This is a genomic window from Corynebacterium sp. (genome assembly GCF_030530965.1).
In the GTDB taxonomy this organism is placed as follows: domain Bacteria; phylum Actinomycetota; class Actinomycetes; order Mycobacteriales; family Mycobacteriaceae; genus Corynebacterium.
The window spans coordinates 24,136-48,571 of the sequence record NZ_JAUMTY010000013.1; the positions used below are offsets into that span (position 1 = coordinate 24,136).

The following is a 24,436-nucleotide window of genomic DNA, read 5'->3' on the forward strand; positions in this document are numbered from 1 at the left end:
GGGCCAAGCGTAGAGGAAGAGGGACGGTATGGGTCGGGTTAAACAAGTGTTGTCATACCGGATTACCCGGATTATTTTGTGTGTGATTATCGGAGTAGTACTCGGCCTTCTGATTTATCTCGGGTTCAGGCTTTATCTGGATAATATGCTAGGAGGCCGATAGTGAAGAAAGTCGCCTGGGGTATTCTCTATGTGTTTATTGTTGTTGTCGTAGCTGCCGTGACCGCCTATTACTTTTGTACGCGTATTGATGTGTTGAGTAGAACGTTTAAAAATAATCCAGATTCATATTCAGTGGTGAAGGACCTTAAATATGGCGATGGGGTCCAGAACAACTTCGACTTATACCTGCCCAAGGATAAAAATGCCTCTCAGTTCCCTCTAGTGGTCTGGATCCATGGGGGAGGGTTTGTCAGCGGCGATAAAAAAGACGCTGCCTCGGCAAAGGACGCAGCAACCCGAGGGTATGTGTCGGCATCCGTGAACTACACAACCAACACCGATGACCATCCATCAAACTTGGACAAAATGTACACGGAGATCAAGAACAGTGTGAACCCTGTGGTTGCACAAGCCAAGCAACACGGATATCCGGTGAATCAAATGGCCATCACGGGGGAATCTGCTGGCGGTACCCTCGCGATGATGTATGCCTTCCGCGATGGGAAGGACAGTCCCGTTCCCTTGAAATTTGTGTTTCAGGAAGTCGGGCCAGCGAGCTTCCAGCCGGAAGACTGGGCTGACTCGAATGGTGATATTAAAGGCTATGGGAAAGATAAAAAGAAGTTCTTAACTGAACTGACGGGCGTGCAGCTCACCGATCACGATATGGAGGATGGTTCTTATCACGACCTTGCGGAACGTGTTTCTCCCTATCATTACGTTTCCGCTAATTCCGTTCCCATGCTGATGGCATACGGAAAGAAAGACAAAATTGTTCCTTTTAAGGTCCATGATCGTTTGTTAAGCGCTCTTGATAATAACCACGTCCCCTACGACTATTTCGTCTTCCCTCGTTCCGGCCACGGTCTGTATTCAGACCCCGGCCAAGCGAAGAAGTACGTCGATAAACTAGGCGACTACTACGACAAGTACTTCGATTAACCGGTCCGCACAGCGCGGGCTTGTCCTCCTCATTCTTCACTAACTCCGACGTGAAATAGCTCTGCGCGGACCCAGCCAGTACTCTAGGCATGGTGTTTGCGTCGAGGATGTGCCGGAGGTCAGCGTCGTAAGTCCAGTGAGCAAGTGCTGTAGTGCTGGACCATTGTGCTGGTGTCATGCCATTGGGGAACCTCGTCGCGCTGGTGAGCTGCGGTAGGCTCAGTGTGTTGACAGAAGTGAAATGAAAGGGTTAGCGAGTATGAGCCAGGCCGGGAGTCAGGCTAAAAGTCGAGCTGTGGAGCGCCTTCAGCGCGTTATTCTGCCTCGCAGGGGGGAGCCGCACGATGTTCGATCGTTGTACATGATCGAATCGAAGGCGAACAAGTCGCGCGCTGTGCTCCACAGCCGCACCGAGGCAACATTCCCGGCGGGCGCCGAGGTCAGCTTCGAAACCTACTTCAACGGCTTCCCGGCTTCCTATTGGCGACGCTGGACTCAGCTGAAATCCGTCGTCTTGAAGCTCGAGCTGCAGGGCGATGCGCGTGCCGACGTCTACCGGTCAAAAATCGACGGATCCCGCATTGCTGTCGAAGGCAAGATGACCGACGTACTGGCCGATGACATTCACGCCACCACGGCCGAAGAGAGCACGCAGGACACCATCGACGGCGAGCCGTCATCGGCGGAGTCGACTGTATCGACGCTGGAATTTGAGATCCCTCTGGACCGCTTCGAAGATGGCGGCTGGATCTGGTTCGACCTGACCTGCGAAACGGATGTCACGTTGTTGGCCGCCGGGTGGTACGCGCCAGAACAGCCTGGTCCTCAAACGCTGCCCGACGGGTCGACGATCGGCCCGCAGGATAAATCCGTGACGGTGGGTATTCCGACTTTCAACCGTCCCGCCGACGCCGTCGCCGCTTTAGAAGCCATCGCTTCTGACCCAGAAGTCGACGCCGTTATCGACGCTGTTTTGATGCCCGACCAGGGAACGAAGCACCCTGCCGATGAGCCGGGCTTCGATGACGCCGTCGAGCACTTTGGTGACCGTTTCCACGAGTTCCGCCAGGGCAACCTGGGCGGATCGGGCGGTTACTCCCGCATTATGTATGAGGCCCTGGGCGGTGTGGGCTCTGACGAGGAGCGCAAACAGCGAGCCACCAAAGCTCCGTTCATCCTTTATATGGACGATGACATCGCCATCGAACCTGACTCCATTCTTCGCGCACTCCAGGTTGCCCGGTACGCGCGCCAGCCCATGTTGGTCGGTGGCCAGATGTTGAACCTGCAAGAGCGTAGCCACTTGCACAGCATGGGCGAGGTCATTGATCGGCATTCGTTCATGTGGACCTCGGCCCCCCACGTCCACTACGACCACGACTTTTATCAGTACCCGCTGCGCGACCGTAAAGATCATGGGCGGAACGCCAATGGCGATGTCATTACCTCGCGCGACCTTCACCGTCGTATCGACGTCGACTATAACGGCTGGTGGATGTGCATGATCCCGCGCGTCGTCGCAGAGACCATCGGCCAGCCACTGCCGTTGTTTATCAAGTGGGACGATGGTGAATATGGACTCCGCGCCGGGCATGCGGGCTTCCCGACGGCATCATGGCCGGGTATCGCGATCTGGCATATGGCCTGGTCCGATAAGGATGACGCCATTGACTGGCAGGCGTATTTCCACCTGCGCAACCGTTTGATCGTCGCTGCTATCGAGCAGGACGGCTCCATTTTGGGCATGCTGCAGTCAATGGCCAAGGCGACGACGAAGCACCTCATGTGCCTCGAGTACTCGACGGTCGCTATCCAGAACGAAGCCATCAAGGACTTCTTGCGTGGCCCTGACCAGCTCTTTGATATCCTCGACACCGCGCTCCCGCGTATCAACGAGTTGCGCAAAGAGTATCCGGATGCGGTCGTGTTGCCTTCAGCGTCGGCGGTTCCGCCTGCTAAGGGTGGGCCGAAGAATCTCACAAAGATCCCGCTTAACCCCCTAGCTAAGGTGTCCACGCTGTCGAAGGCTGTGAAGAAGCAGTTCTCGCCCAGCGATGGTGACCCCGAGGTTCCCGACGTTAACCTTCCGCCGATCGAGGCTCGCTGGTTCTCCTTGTCGCGTGTCGACGGAGCTACGGTGACGACGGCCGACGGTCGCGGAGTTGTGTTCCGTAAGCGTAACCGCGCCAAGGCCGTGAAGTTGGCCCGTGAGTCGATGCGTCTGCAGAAGGAAATTTACGATCGCTTCCCGGAGATGCGTCAGCTGTATCGCAAGGCTCACCCAAGGCTGACCAGCCGCGAGGGATGGAGCACGATCTTTGAACGCTAAACAAAAAGGGGATCGACACAAAGGGGATCCCTTCGACGAAACCCGGGTGCTTGAATTCATTCAGGGCGCTATTGCGGATAAGCCGGGCGTTATGCCTCTGGCCAGGGGACTGAGCCACGCGGGTGAACATGCCGCCGCCTGGTTGGCATTGGGCGTCGTCGGAATGATCGCGGATGAAAAACGTCGAACCCAGTGGGGAATATTGACCGGGGCAGCGTTTGGGAGCCACGCCGCATCTGTGATTCTCAAGCGTATTGTTCGTCGTCCCAGGCCCCATGGACCGCGTGTGCGGATCGGGGTGAAAACTCCATCGAAGCTGAGTTTTCCCTCGTCACATGCGACGTCGACGACGGCCGCGATGATTGAGCTCTCACGGATCACCGGCTCGCGCGTGCCTTTGACAGTGATTCCGCTTATGATGCTGTCGCGAATGACAGTCGGCGTGCATTACCCAACAGATGTTGCAGCCGGGGCCCTCTTAGGAGGAGTATCAGCGGAAGCTATTCATCGGGCTGTGACGCACCAGTAGGCTAGTGCGGTCGATAGCGTTGACAGGGTAGTGCGATTGATGGCGACTGCGAATGTCACCACAGAGGAGTTATAAAGACACGATGGCGGGTAATGAACACGATCCGTATCCCAGTAATGAATCCAATGGTGCGCTAATTGGGTCCGAGCCTCATACCCGAGGTCTCTACCCCGAGGCCCCTAAAAACGCGGACGATAAAGCCTCCGCGAAAATGCGGGCACCCAAGAACCTGCCAGAGGCGATGTTCAAGGCCATCCGCCCCAAGCAGTGGGTGAAGAATGTCTTGGTGGTGGCCGCTCCTGCGGCGGCCGGTTCGGATATGTTTACCGGTCGCGTCGCTGTGGACGTCTTCATTGCGTTCGTTGCCTTCTGCTGCGCGGCATCGTCGATTTACTTAATTAACGACGCCCGCGATGTTGAAGCTGACCGCGCTCACCCGACGAAGCGGTACCGCCCTATTGCCGCGGGTGTGCTCCCGGTGGGAGTGGCTTACGGAATGGCCGTTGTGCTCATTCTCGCTGCATTAGCTGTCTCTTTCTTATCGACGTCCGCCTGGGCTTTGGCAACAGTGATCGGTGTCTACATCATCCTGCAGTTGGGATACTGCTTCGGATGGAAACACCAGCCCGTGATTGATATCGCGTTGGTGTCCTCGGGATTCCTTTTGCGCGCAATGGGTGGTGGCGTCGCTGCGGGGATCGACCTCTCACAGTGGTTCCTCTTGGTCGCTGCATTCGGTTCCCTGTTCATGGCTGCTGGCAAGCGGTATTCGGAAATTCTGCTGGCAGCTAAATCGGGGGCGAAAATTCGTAAGTCCCTGGAGGGATATACCCCGACTTATTTGCGCTTTGTATGGACCTTGTCCGCGACGGCGGTCGTGCTGACCTACGCCCTGTGGGGTTTTGAGATGGGCCAGAAAGATAGTTCCGCGTCTGCCCTGTGGTACGAGATTTCGATGGTGCCGTTTACGGTCGCTATTTTGCGATACGCAGCCGACGTCGATCGTGGTGATGGGGGTGCGCCAGATGAATTAGCCCTGCGTGACCACGTACTTCAGCTGCTGGGGCTCCTCTGGGCTATCGCTATTTTCATTGCGGTGTACGTGGCGCCGTCCTTCTAGGCTGAGACTTCTCGAGTGTGGCTCGTCGGTCGTGGCGTGTGAACCGTCGTAACCCGGTGAAAATCACGAAGTAACGTGGACAGAGTATTATTCGATTACTATTGTGTGTCATCGTTCCACCGAGTGTGATCGGTGATTACTCATTCCCGGTGCGCTGGCCGATTGTGAGGATCTGCCTCGGGGTGGATGGACGGCTACTGAAGGACCGACCGCGTTCGTGCCGTGGATGAGTGAGATAGGGAACTTCCCAGGCTCTTGAGGAAAGAGGAAAATTTTATGATGAGCTTCTCGCGACGTGTGGGAGCTATGCGTAGGCCCTGGCTTATGGTGGCCGTGCTGGTGAGCGCCATTGCGCTCATGCTCGGCGTGACCACTGCCCTGAGCTCAAATAAAGCTCATGCGGAGGGGAGCCGAGACACTCTACGGCCGGGCTGTACATGGGATGCTGCCGCCTACTGGGTGCAGAAGTGCACAGTCCACTCGAACGCCATGAACAAGGACATTCCGGTCCAAATTCAGGCAGCCAATGGTAACGGCAATGCCGGCCTCTACATCTTGGGCGGATTCGCCGGCCCCACGAACAGCAGTGGCTGGATTGACTGGGCTCACGCTCAAAACATTTTCGTTGACGACAACATCACGAAGGTCTTTCCCCTGGGTGGTAAAGCTTCCTTCTACACGGATTGGGAGAAGCCCTCTACATCAGCTGATGGCACCCAAACCTACAAGTGGGACACGTTCTTAAGCTCTGAGCTTCCGGCGTATCTCCAGGCTAACTTCGGCGTTTCACCGACCAACAACGCGGTTGCCGGAATGTCGATGGGTGGCACTGGCGCGATGAACTTGGCTGCTCATCACCCGAACCAGTTCCGTCAGGTTTCGTCCTTCTCGGGATACTTAGCTACCTCGAATCCGATCATGCGCATGGGCATTGCCGGCGCGATGCTCGGAAATGGCGGGTACCGCATCGACCAGATGTGGACCGGTGACCGCATCCGTCAGAACGATCCGACGAAGAACGCGGCCGCATACCGCAACACCGACGTGTACATTTCTGCGGCGACCGGCTGGTGGAACCCGCAGGATGACTTCTTCGCTAACCCTGTCTACTCCGTTTCCGTGATGGGTATGGAAGCTGTCTCGCGTGTGACCACCACCCAGTTTGAAGGTGCTCTCCGTGCGCAGGGTATTAACCCGACCATTGATTACCCATTGGCTGGTGTTCACAACTGGACCAACTGGCGTGAAGAGCTGATCAAGGTTCGTCCCCGTATCTTGCAGGCAACCCAGAGTGCCGCTGGTCAGGGTGTTCCTGAGGGAGATAAGCCGCTGACAGGTGATCCGGGCTCACGGTCTGCTACTGTTCCGGGAGTTCGTGGCGAAGATGTTTCTCCCGCCGCTCAGAATGACGCAGCTGCTACCGGTGGTGACGTCCAGCGCGCGGTTGATAACAGCCACCAGGACCAGTAGGTCACTACTGAGCCACCACAGAGGGGGCCTGGGATAATAACGTAAATATTCCTTCATAAGACGCAGGTACCGGTTAGGGTGCCTGCGTCTTATGTGTTTTCACCCGTCGTCAAGCGAAGTGCTGGTAAAAAATCACATAAACAACACCGTTATCCGCGCGTCGCATAGGTAACATGCGTATAACACGGTAATAATGATGTCGGAAGAAAATGTCTACCGGCACAGAACTAAGGAACTACAGGTATGCGCGCCTCTTCGAAGCTCTCCCATCGTCGGACGTGGCCCACCACGATCGCTGCAACAGGTTTTGTTGTCATGCTTGGTGCAGCGGCTATTCACACTGGCGCGAGAGCCGAGGACGCCCCCGCAGAGAGCCAGACCCCAAGTGCTTCTGAAAGCGCTGCTCCACAAGGTTCTGAGAACGGGGAAGGGGCCGCTCCGGCAGAGCATGCCGATGTTCCTGATTCAGTTCAACGAGAAGCCGCCAAGAATGCGTTCCCTCTCAGTATTCCTTCTGAGCCGCTTCCGATGCGCACAGAGCAACAACAGCTCGATAACCTCCCCGATGGGGTATCCGTTGACCACGTCGATTGGTTAACTGACCGACGGGTGGCGCTGTATATCAACTCCGAGGCGATGCCTGGAAATCCCATTAAGGTTGAGATTCTTCTCGCCCGGGATTGGTACTCCCAGCCGGATAAAACATTCCCGACGGTTCTTGGGCTCGACGGTATCGTCCCCAACCAAATTGAGAACGGGTGGACTGCGGGGACGAATATTGTTCAGCAATTCGCGGACCGCAATGTCAACGTCGTGTTGCCGGTGGGGGGCCTCGCCTCGTTCTATACCGACTGGCTGAATGAAGATAGCGGCGTGCTCTATAAGTGGGAGTCCTTCCTCACCCAGGAACTTCCCCCGATTCTCAAGGAAGGTTGGCGGGCTAATGACAAGACCGCCGTCTTCGGCATGTCGGCCGGTGCGACCGGTGCCATGAACCTTGCCGAACGGCATCCGGACATGTTCAACTTCGTCGGCTCCTACTCGGGTTATCTGGACACGAGTTCTCCGGGGATGAGCGAGGGGATCGGTCTTGTTATGAAGACAGTGTCTCCTTTCAATGCTGAGAACATGTGGGGGCAGTATGGGTCTGAAGGCTGGAAAGAGCACGACCCGAAGCTCAACGTCAGCAAGTTGAAGAACACCGGTGTTTATGTTTCCGCGGGATCGGGAGCAGCCGGATCCTATGACGACGAGAGCCAGGTCCTACCAGGGCTTCCGAAGAAGGGGCTCACGTTCGGGCAAGAAGCATTAGCTCGGATGACGTCGGAAACGTTCGTGAGCCACGCCAAGCGCGCGGGTATCAATGTCACGACGGCGTTCCGGAATTCTGGAACACACACCTGGCCGTATTGGCAATTCGAACTGGGCAAGTCCTGGCCGTACATGGCGGACGCTCTTGGTCTGTCCCAGAACGATCGCGGCGCGAACTGCGTCCCCATGGGTGAAATTGCCAGCGCCGCACTGAAAGACCAGGACAAGCTTGGCGGGTGTACTTCCGACGAGTACGACGGCGCCAACGGAGGAAAGATCCAGGATTTCCGGAATGGACGCACGTTCTGGAGCCCGTCGACAGGAGCGCATAACCTGTGGGGCCCTATCGGCGCTCATTATGCCGAGATGGGCGGACCCAAGTCATTCCTGGGCTACCCGACGAGTGAAGAGATCACCTCTCCCGATGGCAAAGGCCGCTTCGTGACGTTTGAGCACGGATCCATCTATTGGAACGCTGAGACCGGACCTCACGCTTTGAAGCCGGAGATGTTCGACGCCTGGGGAACAACGGGCTACGAAACCGGAAAGCTGGGTTACCCCACGGCTGATGAGAAGTCAGTGGCGGGAGGCGCGGTCCAAGAGTTCCAAAACGGCCTCGTGACGAGGGCAAAAGATGGAACAGCGCATTATGTGCAAGGTGAGATTGCCAAGAAGTTCAAAGACGTTGGTGGAGCAGACAAACTCGGCTTCGCAAAGACCGACGAAGTACCCGTCGACGGTGGAGCGTTCACCGAATTCGACAAGGGCTATATTTACTGGTCCCCGGATACCGGCGCCCACGTCATTATGAAAGGCGGGATTTTCGACGCCTGGGATAAGAGCGGTGCCCAAGGTGGGAAGTACGGGTTCCCGACCTCAGACATGACAAATATCCCAGCCGGCGGTCTGACCATTGATTTCCAGCACGGCACTATTAAAGAGATCAACGGTCAGGTTCAGGAACCGTAAATCCGGGTAAGGATCCGGGTAATGATGATCGTGAACGCTCGGGCCATCCGTCACTATGATGGCGCGAGGACAGCGACGAAATAACAGTGTCGAGATAACAGCGACGATGGGAACGATGGGAAGGACACACGCATGACTTCACGCGGTGGATTCACAATGAGCTCGAATGCTGCTGATGACGCTGAAGGCCACGAGGCAGACCAGCCGTTGGCTTCCCCTCGTCGTCGGAACTGTCAAGCCTGGAACCGTCGCTCTTCAGTCACGCGGGGTGCTGCCCTAGCTTTAGCATCGGTGCTGGGCGCGGGTGCTCTCGCAGCGTGTGGTGATGGCTCCACAGCCACGCAAGACGATTCCGATTCCGCCACGACCACTCAAGCTCGGTCATCCAGTTCATCGAGCAGTTCGACAAAGTCATCCGCGAGTTCGTCGTCGGCAAGCTCTAAAAAATCGGCGGATTCCAATAACGGCGTCGGTGATAATCCTGATGCCAAGGACGATGAAACCCCGGTTGAAGTGTCGCGCGTTCCGGCACCGAATCGTGGCCAGCGCACGGACGAAGAAAAGAAATTCTTGTCGACGATTCAAAAGGACAAGATCAACGTTGATGGCTCCGCGGCCGATCAAGTGATTGCGTCCGCTATGGAATACTGCCAAGCGAAGGCTGACGGGGAGGAGAGTTTTTCGGTCAGAGCGATGGCAGGTCAGCTGATTGAGCAAAAGCTCACGGACCAGCCCTTGGACCAGGTGGAACGCGCGATTACTGAGTCTGCCGACAGCGACTTGTGTGGTGACTAGACCCTCGACATGTAACCTGTTGCTATGGCGCAGAAAGGGTCTCGATCAGTATTTCGCAAACTACTGGTCATCGTTGGTGTTCTCATTCTTCTGGGAGCAATCGCCGTCGGAATAGCGCAGTGGATGGGGTCGCAAGGCCAAGGCCCTGGAGGTCCGTCGAACAATGGTGAAGGTCCCGGCAAACCGGAGCAACCCTCAGATTGTCCGTCCGTCGAGGTTATTGCCGTGCCTGGAACGGGAGAGTCCTCGACGAGTGACGATCCCCTTCATCCGACACAATTTCCCAATGCATTGCTCCAGGGCGTTACAGGGCCTTTGACGCAGAATAATGATTCATCGTCTGTGAAGGTCTGGACAGCAAATTACCCTGCTCAGATGAAAACTCTGGCGACGTTGGACCAGATGAATTACGCGGACTCGGTTAACGAGGGAGTCCGCATCGTCAACGCGGAATTATCCGCAACCCACGATCATTGCCCTGCGACGAAGTTCGTCATCATGGGGTTCTCCCAGGGAGCGGCCATAGCGGGCGATATTGCGAGTGACATAGGAAATAACCGTGGTGTCGTGCCGAGCGACACCGTCGCGGGAGTCACCGCACTTGCTGATCCACGTCGGATGACCGGCGAAGGACAAACGGTCGGGGCTCAACCGAAAGGCGTCGGATCCGAAATTGCCTTGCAACCCTTCGCAGCGGTGCTGGGCAATGTGGTACCTGGGTTTACTCCCCGTGGTCCGCGATCTGGAGGAATGGGCGATCTAAACGACCGCGTCAATGAGATTTGCGCACCGGGAGATGCCGTGTGCGATATGCCTACTAGCTTGAAGGTTGAGCCAGAGAACGTGGACGCGCTGTTCACGGGTAACTCGCTGCATATTCAATACGGCACGAACCCGAACGTTATCGAGGGCACGACGTCTATCGCGTGGATGCTTCAGTGGGCTCAAGGGCTCATTAACAACAACACATAGTCCACGCTGCGTAGGCCGCGCCGCGTAAATCGCGCCGCGTCGGATAGGGTCGCGTAGATTCCGTGCCCTCTGACATGAAGCGGATATGAAAAACCCGCACCTTGCTCCCCAGCAGGTGCGGGCTTCTCTGTCCCATTGCTCCCTCAGAGTCCTATAGATCACCCTTCTTTCCTAGTAGCTTCGGCATAAAGCCTGAGTCCGTTTTTCAGTGGCTAGCGGTGTACAGGTGGTGTGACGCTGTGCACTCGTGGCACCCTGCGTCGGTAGAAAACTGAGAATCCTGTTGTGGTCTCCGTCAGCCACTGACAAGAGTGAATCTACGGACATTCTCTGGTGGTTCCATCGAGTGAAGCTGTTAGTTTCCTTAGAACTGTGCTCACTATCACCCAACAATCTTCCCGTAAAACGGAAAGAAGATGCCGACCGTTCTTTTCTTTGGCACAACAGCCATGTATTTTATGGATAGGACATGGAAGTCCTGAGTCATTCCAGACATGCCTGTGAGGGGATCGCAGGTCATCACTGGACACAAAGAGGATGCATTGTCACCTCAAGGCTCATAAGCATATGACGGTGGGCATGGTGTAGCTCAGAGCCTCAAGCATTTCACGCTTTGGGCTGGGGGATCCAACCCGTGCCACCAGGACATAAAGGGGAATTACATACAATGGGGGATAACCAAATCTCTTCGCGGGCAACTCATCGGGGATATCGCGGAAAGCACAGGGATAGTGAAACGCGCATCGGGGACCGCGCATCCTTCGCTGTTCCAGCAATGAGCTTGGGCATTGCGTGTGTAGGCATCACCGCAGCAGCTCCCGCTGCATTCGCCGGAGGATTTGTCGAACCGCAATCGGTATCCGTTAAGCCACAGCAAACGATGAATCAGCAGGTGGCAAAACCCGCGCAGGCAATACCCAAACAATCGCAAACGGTCATCTCAGCGTCCGAACGCGGAGGCACACAACAGTCCATCGCTCAGGGGATCCGCGTACAGCAAAAGCAGATCCCGCGGATGACGCCACAATCCACCGCAACTCTCCCGAAAGCTACTGCACCTCAGCGTGCTGCCGTACAGATTGATCAGCAGACACGTAACGACGCGCACACTGTCCAGGTTAACCGGCAGTTATCGCAGAAAGAGATCAGTGGGAAAGACCTTGTCGCGGGAGATAGCGCTCGCGGTGTTCGTAATGACCACGCGCAACGCATCGGCGTCGGCCCGTGCTCTGTTGGAGTGTCTAAAGCCGGAGCTAAGTCGGAAGCTGCCTCTAACGAAAGCGCAATCGGCGTGACTGCGGTAGCGAAACTCGCCATGGACTACAAGAACCGGATTGCTAGCCATATCGCCGCGCCGGGAGCTTCTCTGGCTAAGAGCGCCGATTGCTCATGCCCACCGGATCGTGGCGCAATCCAGCAGAAAGATACTCAGCGCATCGCCGCGTCGGCCCGCCACGCATGGAAGGCAGATGGAAGCACGACGAATGAATCCGCTGTCGCAATCAGTGGCATTGGTAAGTCAGGAATTGTGTGGGGCGTCAAGGGCAGCATCTCATCCACGACTGCTGAACAATCTGTTGAACAGCAGCGTACGAGCATGCAAAAGCGCATTATTGAGCAGAACCGTAGTACCCAGGTGTCTGCCCTGGTAGAGAAGGGCACCCCGATCCAGAAGGGCACCCCGATTGAAATGGGCACACCCATCCAGAACGTGTCGCGGACGGTAGAGAAGGGCACGCCCATTGCCCAGAGGAATGTCATCACCGAGAAAGACATTCGGGCCGCTCAGGAAACAGTGAATCAGCACATTGCCAACGCCGCAGCAACGGTCAAGGCCAATGCTGCAGCAGCGGTTAACGCTAACGCGTCAAACCTGATCAATGCTGGTCTGTCAATTGCCGGCAACGTTTCGGCAGCCATTAACAGCGGTAATGTCCCTAATGTGCAAGGGAACTGCCCTGTTCAGCAGCAGGTGAAGCAGGACCCATGCCAGAAGCCAGCGCCGGAAAAGAAGCCGTGTGCGTCAGCGCCACAGGGTCAGCTGGGGGTCAGCATTAATGCGCAGGCCTCCCTCGGTGTAAATCTCAACCTGTCAGTGTAAGAACTGCCAGAACAAAGGGGTTCTAGAACACAGAGGATCTAGCACCAAGAGGATGAAGGCCCTTGGACGCCACCGTTAGGCAGTGGACTACCACGACACCATGTGGGCGGACACTGCCGCGGTGGCGATACACCTATTTCACACCATCGAAGAGCTTCACAATGGGCTTCGATACCGCCAGAATGATGGCTCCGATCACCACGCACACGCAGATCATTGTTACGAAATAGATCGTGGAATCATGTGCGGACTCCGGATTGTAGAAGCCGGCCAGTGTACCTGCTAAAGCCGTACCCACAGCGGAGGTCAGATTCCACATCGCCACCATCCGTGCCGGATACGCACGCGGGGCAAGCTTCGTCGACATCGACAACCCGACCGGAGATAGCAACAGCTCTGACACGGTGAAGAGGAAAAGCACCACAACAATCATGTAGTAGGGCGTCGAATGGTCGGCGTAGCTCACGAAGAAGAGGAACGGAACCAGACCAAGCCCCAACATAATGGCCGACACACCAAACTTCACCGGAGTAGACGGCTGACGTGTACCAAGACGATCCCACAAAATCGTGAAGAGCGGCGCTAAAAGAATAATGAAGATCGGGTTAATCGACTGAACCCACGAGGCCGGAGTATCCATGAAACCCCAACTCAAGTTCAGCTTCTTATCCGCATACATTGCCACCATCGTGAACTGCTGCTGATAAATCGACCAAAACACGCACGCAGCCAGGAACATCGGAATAAAACCCAGCAAACGATGGCGTTCCGTCCGATTCACCAATGAAGAACGGTACATTTCCTGCCAGAAATAAATAGCGGCGACAATCGCAATGACCGCAACATACGTCGACAATTGAGAAGTGGGGAAGAGCAAAGCGAGCCCCACAATGATGACCGTCAACGCGATGACCCCGCCCCACGACTTCACGCGTTCATCAGGCCGCAAAGGATTCGGTGCCTTGGCGCCAGCATTCTGCAACGTGGTCTTCCGCATGAGAATGTACTGAATAAGCCCCAACGCCATACCAACCGCAGCTGCACCGAAGCCCCAGTGGAACCCCATCTGCTTCCACAACGCGCCAGTCACCAGCGGGCCAATCAACGCCCCGATGTTCACGCCCATGTAGAACAACGAAAATCCGCCATCGCGTTTGGGGTCGCCCTCTTTGTACAAGGTTCCCACCATCGCGGAGTTCGCCGTTTTCAGAGCACCTGATCCCACGGCAACCAGGACAAGACCAATAATCAGACCAGTGAAGCCGGGCAGGAGGGCGAGCGACATATGCCCCAACATGATGAGCACTGCCGAATAAAACAGTGTCTTTTCCGCCCCCAGGACACGGTCAGAAATCCACGCGCCACCGATTGAAGCGAGGAACACCGCACCGCCATAAGCACCGACGATCGACGTCGCCAGGCTTTCGGACATACCCAGTCCGCCGTCGTCGGTGCTGTGATACAGGTAGAAGAGAACAAGGCCTTGCAGCCCGTAGAAGCTGAAGCGCTCCCACATCTCTACGCCGAAGAGGTTCGCCAACCCCCAAGGGTGGCCGAAGAATGTTTTGGAGGTGGTTTCGCCGCGTTCAGCGAGGCCGGATCCGGTGGATCCTGGGGCCTGGTCGGTATGTGACATACAACTATTGAATCACTCCGCTATTTCTCGCCATGCATAGCGGGGGTCATTTATTCATGTTTTACTTGTCTGTTACTTATCGGCTTTGCGTTTTTCTTCGGCATCGATAAGAGCTTGCCGACGCTCACGCCGCTTGTGCGCGCGTGACGCAGAGAGCCGAGTAAGGCCCCTCCACCCGAGGATAAAAATCGCCGACGTGACCGTCGCCACGATGATGAATGACCAGTGCGGGAATTTGCTGTGGTGGAAGCCCCAAATCGTGAGGCCCACAATGACGGCAGGAATCCACACAGCGATACCGAACGGGACCACGGCGCCGGCAGGGCGGCGGAGAATGGCCATGACACCGAATCCGGCGGCCGCGCCGAGGAGGAATGGCCAGGCAGTAGCGAGCACACCGCCCCAACTGAACGGCAATTCCGGTGAATTGTGGGCGATGCGCGCAAGCAGTGCGAAGAGCAGAACTGCGATGATGTCCATCACAGCTGCCTGCACGTAGCTCACATGCGTGCCTGGTGCGCGGTCCTCGGCAGTCTCGGATCCGTGAGGTGCGGACTGTGACATGATGAACTCCAATTCTTGGTCGTGCGCCATGATGTAGCGCCTATGTTGTCAGTATCGTTGATGTGTTATTCGTATTGTCCGTGCTGTATGAGGTTGACCTGCTATTCCTCAGGACCGCCCCAACATCATCGCGCGTTTCGGGCCCGCATATTGAATGAGGAAAATAACCCACCCCACCGCGGCCAGGAGAATGAATGAAATCATTCTGAAAATAATGGTGGCAGCAAGCGCGGTTGCCGACGTCATACCGGTGGCGACGAGGGTGCCCACGATCGTCGCCTCAACGGGCCCCAACCCACCCGGCGTGACCTGCGCAGTTCCCACAATCTTGGCGGTCACGAACGCGAGAACAACCGACGCCACATTCGGGTGCGCCCCGACTGCCCACAGGCAAACGAGGAGGCAGAGGCAATCGGCCCCCCAGTTCACGGCCGACCACACGGCCGCCAATGCGAGCTTCGGTAACGGCAGGTCAACACTGCTGAGGGTCTTGATGCTCTCGCGCGCTTTGTCGATTCCCGTGTTGAGAGGCTTGCCCCGGTAATGGTTGACCTTGCGAAGGATCTTGACGACGACGCGTTCGACGTGAGAGAGGTGCGCCGCCAGCCACTTCACAACAAGTAACACGACGACGACCGCGGTGAGAGAGATCACGAGCGTCCACGGGTTCACCTTGGCGCCCAAGAAATAAAACGCGGTGAGGCCATAGAGGGCAAGCACTCCCGACGCGATCACACCGGAGATCACCATGTACCAGCTGGCGATCACTGAGGACGCTCCCCATTTATGCTGCTCACGGAAAATCATCGCTAATGAAATGGCTGGACCACCGGGGAAGGTGGCGGACACGGAGTTCGAGGTCAGGGTGAGGGCGTAGACACTGGACCGCTTGCAGGGAACCCCAGCGCTGCGTAAAAGGACGTACATGAGTTCGCCCATGGCCAGGATGGATACGCCGATGAACGCGATCCCGACGATGATCCACGTGGTGTTGGCCGACCCGATGTAGCCCAGCCCCTCCGACACGAAGTCGATACTTCCCCGGCCGATCATCGTGAGGGCGACGACCACAGCAAGGAAGAACACTAACCGGACAAGAGGGTGACGCATCAGGGAAAGCGCTCGCCGCCACCAGGGGAGAGGCTGAACTCTGACGCTTCCGGCGGTGCGGGATCTGCGCGATGCTTGTTCCTTGGGGGCGACGGTGGTCTCCGCGGCTGACTGCGCGTCGGCAAGCACTGTATCTTCAGCGGTGTCTCCTACATGCCCACTGACTTCGGCTTTCCGTCCGGGGGTTCCCGCTTCGATAGTCATGGCCTCAGCTCCCTCACGACTAGCTGTCATGATGAGACGATTTCACGGAACGGAGGGAGCGGTACGGTTGCAGCCACGCGCCGTCATCGGGGAGGCGGTCGAGGTTCACCCGCGGCAGCGGCGTGGTGAAGATATCCGGGATGTCTTCGAGGTCGACGAATCGTATCGCCTCGCTCATCACCGCCCAGGTGGCGTGTTCATAAAACCCCAGCACGGCAACGTCGATACCCCCGGCGGCCAGCTCTTCCAGCCGGGGTTGAAAATTTCTGCCGTCAGCACTCGCGACATACACCGAGCGCAGCACACCCTCGTCATACCGACGGTTGATATGCGCCAGCATGTCCGGGTCGACGTCGGTGTCGTCGAAAAGCTTGGGTTTGGCAAACACCGCGAACCCGAGATTGCGGAGCGCGTCAATCCACGGGCGGATTGAGTCTGCGGACCCCGGAATGATGTTGGTGAACACCGTGGCTTCCGGTTCGATCTGCTCGTTGCGGGAAGTGCTGAGCTGGTCTGCCTCGTTGATCAGCCATTGTCCCAGCGAGTCGAAGCGTGGGCGGTAGGCAGAGCTTGGTCGTCCACCGAGAATCGATCCGAGACCCATGTCAATATTGGGTGCATCCCAAATAAGCAGTGCCGACGGGGTTTCGTCGGGTACTGCTGAATATGAATGGCCCCGGGATGTGGTGTTTGCGTGGTTGGTCACTTCCGCCTCCACAAGTATTCCCTGATTGTGTGATCCATGCTAAGCCCACGGTTTTCGAATTTCGTGGTGAGCTGCCGGTCGGTCAGGATCGGGGACTCATCCCACGGCCAGCCCTTGTACTCAAGGAGTGGTTCCACGTCGACGCGTTCGTCGATCCACTCGGCATAGCCGGCGTGATCGGTGGCGACGTGGAGTACCCCACCGGGTTTGAGCCGGGAGGCAATCAAATGCAGCGTTCCTGACTGTATGATGCGACGTTTGTGATGGCGAGCTTTGGGCCAGGGGTCGGGGAAAAAGATTCGCACCCCTAATAGCGACTCGGGTGCAATCATGCGATGGAGGACTTCCACGCCATCGCCACGAACCATTCTGATATTGGTGAGGTCTTCCCGGATGAAGGCGCCGAGCAGTTTCGCGAGCCCAGGTTTATAGAGGTCAACCGCGATGACATTGAAGTCGGGTTCGCGGGAGGCCATAGCTACTGTCGACGTTCCCGTCCCCGACCCGATTTCGAGAATGGTGGGGGCGGACCGTCCGAACCAGCTGTCAGTATCGATAACAGCGTCATCGAGGACGCGGCCGTAGGTTGGCCATTTATCGTCCCACAGTTCTTGCTGACGGGGGGTCAGTGTTCCTCGTCGGAAGCTCACGGTTCCTAGTCGGGGGTAATCGCGACCATCATTGACGACGGTTTGCGGGGGCCGACCGTGGGGGAGCTCACCAATTGGGCCTTCAAGATTCGTGGACATCGGGCTTATTTTGCCAGGGAGGCCTACCTTTAATCAATCTTTCGCCGACTGTGTTTCGGGCATCATGACCACTTTTTCTGGGGAGTTGCTCTGAATTATCTGAGGATTGCGTGGGGATTATGTGGGGAATTTTTCTCATTAGGGTTGATCGCCGTGTGGATCCTGGTCATAATATGGGCGCACACAATTGAGCATTATGCTGCGCCAGGGGATGGGCGCGGCACATTAATCACTCATTAATCAGGGGGACAATATGCAGCCGGAGATGTCGGTCTCGTCGCTCATCCGTTTTATTCAAATGTCGTATCCGCATAGCAATAGCGAGGCCCGACGCTTTTTCGACCACGCTGTAACTCATGTGAACTCCCCATCGGAGGTCTCGACCGCATTGGAGCAGAGTGCTGCGGTAGATCCCGCGATGCGTGATCGAATACAAGAGATTATCGACGGTCAGGTGGGTGATGCTGCGTGAGCGCGCCTGCGGTTCCTCAACAAACATCGTGGACGGGTGTTCCCGAATCGGATGGCGTCGGGCCGATTGATAGAAGACACGATGGGGGAGAACGACATTTCGTCGTCAGCATTATCGGGCCGGACGTGGCGGCGCTCCCTCGAGTAGCTGGTGTGGTGGAAGCTGCCGTACGTGGTGGTTTCCCCGGTGACCCCGAGAATGTGACATGGGAGGTCGCTATCGCTGCTGGCCCCGAGGTGCAACCTGATGTTGTTGTGGCCGTGGTGCCGCCCGCCGCGCACACGATTATTCCCGATAAGGATCAGCGCATTCTTGAGGCTGTTCGTCGTGCCGTGGATCACGTTGTGATTCTCTCGACGCCTGATGGAGCGCTTTCCGCAGGTTCGGCGGGTGCCCTGTTCTTCCCCGGTGATGGCAAGCAGTTGCCACGTGACTGGGAAGGCATCCCGATTTGTTATTCCGATTATGAGTTAATGACGGTATGCCACCGGTACGCGCAAGAACTCGTGGCATCGTCGACGGCGGACAATCCAGGCAGAAGTGATAGAGCGAGCAATCCCGGCAACAGTGATGTAGTTCGCAGTACGGATAATTCTGATCACGCCCCGGCCACTGAGGCCACTGATGATGTCACCGACGACGTGGAAGAGTATTACACGTTGCCGGTTCCGTCATCGGGGGTATCGACGCCGACGCCGAGTTCCGCGACGACGGCTGTTCTCTCTGATATTGGTGTCGTCCGCGTTCCTGAGAAGAAACTCACGTACAACGTTTCGCCACGTGTGCTGCTTCCCTCGAGCACCTTGAGAAATTGGTTGCATACGGAGGAAAAACAGCGCCGGGACAGTATGGCTGTCACGAATCAGAATTGCCGGGCGATGATGGATCGCGCTGTTCAGGATGCCTATCGGTCGGCATCGTCGGCTTGGCGATCGTGTCTTGACCCGAAAGAATTGCCCGAGATTATTGATGCCGCCACGGATCAGCTGAATGATGATCGACCCGCCGGTACTGAACCGATTCCATATATAGATGTGCCTTTTGATCCCCCGGAAGCGAGCGTGACGGAACGGATCCTGATCATTTCTGTTGGGATCAGCCTTGGTCTCGGGGTGGCTCGGATGGTGGTGATGCCCCTGGTGGGGACCGCGTTTGGTGTCTCGATCAGTCTGGGGATTGCGTTCGGCTTGTTCTGTGCGATTGTGGTCAGTTATATGCGTCACCAACAGCTTCAGAATAATTTTCGACGGGTGGGCGGCGCGGATGCGCTGGCATTAGCACGTGATCAGTGGATTGATCACGCACGTCGGGTGACCAGTCATGCGGAGGAAAAACGAGTGAAACGCCTGCGTTCAGGGGGTTTGAGAACAGTGGCGTTGCAGGAGGCTCTTGCTCATATGGAAATGGCGTCGTCGTCGCGACCTGGCGCTTCACGTGCTGGTGCTCCGCGGTCGGATTCTCTCCGGCAGGGCGCTCCACGGTCGGGTGTTTCACGACCAGGTGTTCCGCGGCCGGTCGGCAATTGACGTCATCCGATAAGTAGCGAGAGGCGACGGACATGTCGGATGCATTTTTCTTATTTGACGACGACGAGATGTTGGGGGACTGGTGGGGTGGCCACTCGACGGTCGGGCCCCCGTCGGCGTCGGCGCTCTGTGGCTTGACGGACTGTGAAACGGGCCCGCCGGGGGTATCGGGGCTGACGTTGTCGCTCGAGGGAAGCTTCTATGACCTTGGGGATGCCCGGCTTGATGCTGATGGCGACGGAACCAGTGACTCGGTGACGCTTTCTGACGATGATGGCTTGACGGTGTACACCGACTCCGATGGCGATGGCATGGTCGACCGGGTGACGACCGTCCGGTTTGATGGGGGATATGCCTCGTGGGCGATGAGTTCCGGTGGTGAAATGGATGAGGGGCGTGCTGCTCAGGAACACGATCTTGGGGGAGGATCGTCGGCACGCGGGCCTCGCAGCTCCAGCAATGAAATTTCTTATCAAGTACATTCATTGGGTGGGGCTGTCACCCACCTCACTAGTCACAGTGAGAAGAGTCACAGCACACCGGGTGGGGATGAGGATTCTTCACGTGACGGAACAACCCGCGATCATGGGTTAGTGACAGGTGACAAGGGATCGTCCAGATCAAAGCAGTGTTTAGACACCTGGACTCGGGGCCGGTGGGAATGCATCGAGCGCGGTAGCTGGGATTGATGCCGGTGTGAGTGCCGGAAATGTCCAAGAAAACACGTAAACCGAACCGCGAAAACAGCGGTGATTAAACGGGCGAAAAATACCCCCCAAAATGTGAAATCCGTCGCTACACGAATTGGGGTAAAGAGCCTCTTTTTCCCCCTACTTCCGGTTACAGTGGTACCAGAAGCCGGGAACGCGAACAGACCGCGTGGGCGACCGGCACTGTACATCGATGTGAGGAGAAAATCCTATGTCAGCACCTACGATCCCGGGGCTCGAAGGTAATGCCCCTACGACAAACCAAGACATGCTCAATTGGATCGCGGAGTGCGCTGAACTGTGTCAGCCGGATAAGGTCGTTTTCTGCGACGGCTCAGATGAAGAGTGGGAAGCCATCGCAAAAGACCTCGTCGAAAAGGGGACCCTCATCAAGCTAAATGAGGAGAAGCGCCCCAATTCGTACTTAGCCTCATCAGATCCCGCCGACGTTGCTCGCGTTGAATCCCGGACGTTCATCTGCTCGAAGACCGAAGATGGCGCAGGCCCGACGAACAACTGGCGCGACCCGGACGAAATGCGCGCCGAAATGAGCGAGCACTTTAAGGGATCGATGAAGGGCCGGACCATGTACGTGGTCCCGTTCTGCATGGGCCCGATTACCGACCCCGACCCCAAGCTGGGGATCGAGCTCACCGACTCCGGCTATGTCGTGATGTCGATGCGCATTATGACCCGCATGGGCAAGGAAGCCCTCGACAAGATCGGTGACGGCCCCTTCGTGAAGGGCCTGCACTCGGTAGGTGCCCCACTGGAGCCAGGTCAAGAAGACGTCAAGTGGCCCTGCAACGAGACGAAGTACATTACGCAGTTCCCTGAGGACCGAGTGATCTGGTCCTACGGCTCCGGCTACGGCGGCAACGCCATCTTGGCGAAGAAGTGCTACGCCCTCCGCATCGCATCTGTCATGGCCAAGGACGAAGGCTGGATGGCAGAGCACATGCTGATCCTGAAGCTGATCTCGCCCGAGGGCAAGGCCTACCACATTTGCGCCGCCTTCCCGTCCCAGTGCGGTAAGACCAACCTTGCGATGATTCAACCGACCATCCCCGGCTGGAAGGCCGAGGTCATTGGCGACGACATCGCATGGCTGCACTTTGGCGACGACGGTCGGCTCTACGCCGTCAACCCAGAAAACGGCTTCTTCGGCGTCGCCCCCGGAACCAACTACAAGTCCAACCCGAACGCCATGAAGACAATGGAACCGGGGAACAACATCTTCACCAACGTTGCGCTGACCGACGATGGCGACGTCTGGTGGGAAGGCCTCGAAAACGAGCCAGACCACTTGATCGACTGGAAGGGCAAGGATTGGACACCCGACGAGGACTGCTTGTCCTCGCACCCGAACTCCAGGTACTGCGTGCCGATCGAGCAGTGCCCGGTCGCCGCGCCCGAGTTCAACGATCCGAAGGGTGTGCCGGTCGACGCGATCCTGTTCGGTGGACGTCGCCCCGACACTGTCCCGCTGGTGACCGAAGCTATCGACTGGCAGCACGCCACCTTCATTGGCGCCACGCTGGCCTCCGGCCAAACCGCCGCCGCTGCTGAGGCGAAGGTTGGTACTCTCCGCTACGACCCGATGGCCATGCTGCCGTTCATCGGCTACAATGTGGGCGATTACCTCCAGCACTGGCTGGACATCGGCAAGAAGGGTGGAGACAAACTCCCCAAGGTCTTCCTGGTCAACTGGTTCCGCCGTGGCGACGACGGTCGCTTCCTCTGGCCCGGCTTCGGCGAAAACAGCCGTGTCCTCAAGTGGATTGTGGATCGCATCGAGGGCCGCGTCGATGCCAAGAAGACAGTGGTCGGATACACCGCCTACTCGAAGGACATCGATATCGACGGTCTCGACACGGATCCGAAGGATGTTAAAGCTGCGCTGACCGCACCTGCGGATAAGTGGCAGATGGATCTCTCCGATACCGAGGATTGGTTGAAGAGCTTGGGCCCGAAGGTTCCGCAGGAAATCTGGGACGAGTTCGACTTCCTTAAGACCAGGATTAAGACAGCCAATAAGGATGGCAACAAGGCCCTGGATGACATGAAGACGAAGTAAAACCTTCCTCTTCCAAAGGAAGCACGCCAAGGGCGCACATCATCTCTGGTGTGCGCTCTATGCGTGTAATATTGCTGGTCATGAGTCATGATCATCCAGTAGTACGGCACACCATCTTCCAGAACTCTCTAATGACTGCTTTGTTGGATGGTATTTACGACGGAGAAATGACCATCGGCGAGTTACTGGGTAAAGGTAACTTCGGGTTGGGGACCTTCGATGCCCTCGATGGGGAGATGGTCATTATCGACGGGGTCTGTTACCAGTTGAAACACGACGGAACAGCCCGCCCCGCGGAACTCGAGCAGCGGACACCCTACGCGGTGGCAACGAACTTCGTGCCCCGCATCGTCCGCGAAGCGCCATCACACATCAGCCGGGCGGACTTGTCGTCGTTCATCGACAGCATGACACCGTCGGAAAACTACATGTATGCCCTGCGTATCCGCGGAAAATTCACCGAAGTGCGAACCCGCACAGTCGTCCGCCAAGAGCGCCCGTATCGGCCCATGCACAAGGTGACCGAGGAGGACGCCGCCCAGGTATTTAACGACGTATCGGGCGTCATCGCTGGCTTCCGCACCCCCATTTATGAAAAAGGGATTTCGGTTCCGGGCTGCCACGTGCACTTCATTGACGACGATCGCACCAGCGGCGGCCACGTCTTGGACTTCGAGCTCGAAAAGGGCGTCATTGAGCTATGCCCCGGGACGGACCTCGAGCTCAAGCTCCCCTTGACGCAAGATTTCTCCCGTGCGAACCTCGCCCCGGAGGACTTGGACGAGAAACTCCACACAACTGAGGTGAAAGACTAGTGTCTACGGCCCGTCGAGGAGCGAACGTGGTAGAGGCGTGGCGTCCGCGATTTCATGTGACGCCGGCGGGTGGCAGGCTCATGGCACCCCATGGTGTAGTGACAGATGACGGGCGCCTCCATGTGTTTTTTGCCCATGACCAGCGCTTCCCGGTGCAAAACTCACGCCTCCGCTGGGGGCACGCCAGCGTCGTAGTGACCCCGGCCCCCGACGGGCACACCCCGCGGCTGCGATCCGAGTGGCGCTTCCACCCGGACGTGCTCGTTCCCAACCACGACTATGACCGGGACGGGTGTTTATCCGGCAGCGCGGTTCGTGACGACGACGGCACCGTGCGCCTGGTATACACGGGCATTGTTGCGCCGCAAGGGGAAGGGCGTCGCGTCCACAACTCGACGCCGGCCGAAGACCCAGCCTCTGCTCATTTTTCTGCCGACTGGTGCGATACGTCGGTCAATATGGCCGCTTTGTTCGACACCAGTGGCCGGCATGGTGGGTGGTGTCGCCCCAGTAGCCATAACCCCCTGTTAGATAGTGCCGCTTCCCCGGACGGGGCCTGTGGCCCGTCCGTGTTCCGCGATCCCGATTCGCCCTTCGGGGGCTGGCGGATGGTGCTGGGCTCAGTACAGGAGCCGTCGTTAACCCTGTATCACTCGGATAATCTGCGGTCATGGACGGCCGACGGCCAGTTGACCCTCGATACGACGGATGCCGTGGAGGGCGACACATTCGATATTGTCCCGGAGGCGTCGTCGTGGGAGTACCCGAACCTGCTTCGTATGCGTGATTGCGCAACGGGGGAGGACAAGGATGTCCTCGTGGTCAGCATGCGGGGTGTCGCGCCGAATGCGCACCATTTTGCCAGCTCAGCGCAGTGTGTGTATTGGGTCGGCCGGCTTGAGGGGACAACATTCCACGTTGAACGCGGGGCCAGTGAGCTGGACCTCGGCCACGAATTCTATGCCGCCCGGCTCGCTCCGGTGACGGGCGACGACGCAGCCGTCGATGATGCCATCATGATTGCTTGGGCCGGTTTGCCGGACGCGGATAACCAGCCGACGGCCGACGACGGGTGGGTTCATTGCCTCACTATGCCGCGCCGGGTCCGTCTGTGTGGTGGCCGTCTCGTTCAAGAATTCGTGACGACGTCGTCGGCAGCGGCAGATG

20 protein-coding genes are annotated in these 24,436 nt (G+C 57.4%); 15 read left to right on the plus strand and 5 right to left on the minus strand.

What is annotated here, in order from left to right; all coding sequences use genetic code 11:
- Positions 1–162: 162 nt before the first annotated feature.
- From Q3981_RS04150 to Q3981_RS04190, 9 genes are all read left to right on the plus strand, one after another.
- Positions 163–1,104: a S9 family peptidase gene (locus Q3981_RS04150; RefSeq protein WP_303124219.1), complete on the plus strand. Its 942-nt coding sequence runs from the start codon at positions 163–165 to the stop codon at positions 1,102–1,104.
- Between the two features lie 259 nt (positions 1,105–1,363).
- A complete protein-coding gene (locus tag Q3981_RS04155; RefSeq protein WP_303124220.1) occupies positions 1,364–3,433 on the plus strand; it encodes a glycosyltransferase in 2,070 nt (689 codons plus the stop codon).
- A gap of 91 nt (positions 3,434–3,524) precedes the next feature.
- The gene (locus Q3981_RS04160; RefSeq protein ID WP_303124237.1) at positions 3,525–3,962 is read left to right on the plus strand and encodes a phosphatase PAP2 family protein; all 438 of its coding nucleotides are present in this window, start codon (positions 3,525–3,527) and stop codon (positions 3,960–3,962) included.
- Between the two features lie 82 nt (positions 3,963–4,044).
- Positions 4,045–5,082, plus strand: coding sequence for a decaprenyl-phosphate phosphoribosyltransferase (locus tag Q3981_RS04165; protein WP_046201940.1), 1,038 nt, complete (start codon positions 4,045–4,047; stop codon positions 5,080–5,082).
- 306 nt (positions 5,083–5,388) lie between these two features.
- Complete coding sequence (locus Q3981_RS04170; protein WP_303124221.1) at positions 5,389–6,552, plus strand: alpha/beta hydrolase family protein; 1,164 nt, start codon at positions 5,389–5,391, stop codon at positions 6,550–6,552.
- A gap of 243 nt (positions 6,553–6,795) precedes the next feature.
- On the plus strand, positions 6,796–8,832 hold the full coding sequence (locus Q3981_RS04175) for an alpha/beta hydrolase-fold protein (RefSeq protein ID WP_303124222.1): 2,037 nt from the start codon (positions 6,796–6,798) through the stop codon (positions 8,830–8,832).
- Positions 8,833–8,964: 132 nt separating this feature from the next.
- Entirely contained in the window at positions 8,965–9,627 is a 663-nt protein-coding gene (locus Q3981_RS04180) for a hypothetical protein (protein ID WP_303124223.1), read from the plus strand.
- Between the two features lie 24 nt (positions 9,628–9,651).
- Positions 9,652–10,599 (plus strand): cutinase family protein, encoded by a 948-nt coding sequence (locus Q3981_RS04185; protein ID WP_303124224.1) that lies wholly within the window; start codon positions 9,652–9,654, stop codon positions 10,597–10,599.
- A 667-nt stretch (positions 10,600–11,266) separates the two neighbouring features.
- Entirely contained in the window at positions 11,267–12,700 is a 1,434-nt protein-coding gene (locus tag Q3981_RS04190) for a hypothetical protein (RefSeq protein ID WP_303124225.1), read from the plus strand.
- 133 nt (positions 12,701–12,833) lie between these two features.
- Here the strand turns inward: Q3981_RS04190 and Q3981_RS04195 are convergent, their stop codons facing one another.
- The 5 genes from Q3981_RS04195 to trmB form a co-directional block, all read right to left on the minus strand.
- On the minus strand, positions 12,834–14,336 hold the full coding sequence (locus Q3981_RS04195) for a peptide MFS transporter (RefSeq protein WP_303124226.1): 1,503 nt from the start codon (positions 14,334–14,336) through the stop codon (positions 12,834–12,836).
- A 72-nt stretch (positions 14,337–14,408) separates the two neighbouring features.
- Positions 14,409–14,930, minus strand: coding sequence for a DUF3054 domain-containing protein (locus Q3981_RS04200; protein WP_303124227.1), 522 nt, complete (start codon positions 14,928–14,930; stop codon positions 14,409–14,411).
- A gap of 78 nt (positions 14,931–15,008) precedes the next feature.
- Entirely contained in the window at positions 15,009–16,244 is a 1,236-nt protein-coding gene (locus tag Q3981_RS04205; RefSeq protein ID WP_303124228.1) for a YbhN family protein, read from the minus strand.
- Positions 16,234–16,920, minus strand: coding sequence for an NYN domain-containing protein (locus Q3981_RS04210; protein ID WP_303124229.1), 687 nt, complete (start codon positions 16,918–16,920; stop codon positions 16,234–16,236). The genes Q3981_RS04205 and Q3981_RS04210 overlap by 11 nt, the downstream gene beginning before the upstream one ends.
- On the minus strand, positions 16,917–17,669 hold the full coding sequence (gene trmB, locus Q3981_RS04215) for a tRNA (guanosine(46)-N7)-methyltransferase TrmB (RefSeq protein WP_303124230.1): 753 nt from the start codon (positions 17,667–17,669) through the stop codon (positions 16,917–16,919). Before trmB ends, Q3981_RS04210 begins: the two co-directional genes overlap by 4 nt.
- A 265-nt stretch (positions 17,670–17,934) precedes the next feature.
- Between trmB and Q3981_RS04220 the strand changes: the two genes are divergently transcribed.
- The 6 genes from Q3981_RS04220 to Q3981_RS04245 form a co-directional block, all read left to right on the plus strand.
- On the plus strand, positions 17,935–18,141 hold the full coding sequence (locus Q3981_RS04220; protein WP_303124231.1) for a hypothetical protein: 207 nt from the start codon (positions 17,935–17,937) through the stop codon (positions 18,139–18,141).
- Positions 18,138–19,667, plus strand: coding sequence for a hypothetical protein (locus Q3981_RS04225; RefSeq protein ID WP_303124232.1), 1,530 nt, complete (start codon positions 18,138–18,140; stop codon positions 19,665–19,667). Before Q3981_RS04220 ends, Q3981_RS04225 begins: the two co-directional genes overlap by 4 nt.
- 32 nt (positions 19,668–19,699) lie before the next feature.
- Positions 19,700–20,356: a DUF6802 family protein gene (locus tag Q3981_RS04230; protein ID WP_303124233.1), complete on the plus strand. Its 657-nt coding sequence runs from the start codon at positions 19,700–19,702 to the stop codon at positions 20,354–20,356.
- Positions 20,357–20,588: 232 nt separating this feature from the next.
- On the plus strand, positions 20,589–22,454 hold the full coding sequence (locus Q3981_RS04235) for a phosphoenolpyruvate carboxykinase (GTP) (RefSeq protein WP_303124234.1): 1,866 nt from the start codon (positions 20,589–20,591) through the stop codon (positions 22,452–22,454).
- A gap of 80 nt (positions 22,455–22,534) precedes the next feature.
- Entirely contained in the window at positions 22,535–23,269 is a 735-nt protein-coding gene (budA, locus tag Q3981_RS04240) for an acetolactate decarboxylase (RefSeq protein ID WP_041629048.1), read from the plus strand.
- A gap of 98 nt (positions 23,270–23,367) precedes the next feature.
- Positions 23,368–24,436: hypothetical protein (locus tag Q3981_RS04245; protein ID WP_303124235.1), on the plus strand; the 1,069-nt coding region annotated here is incomplete at its 3' end.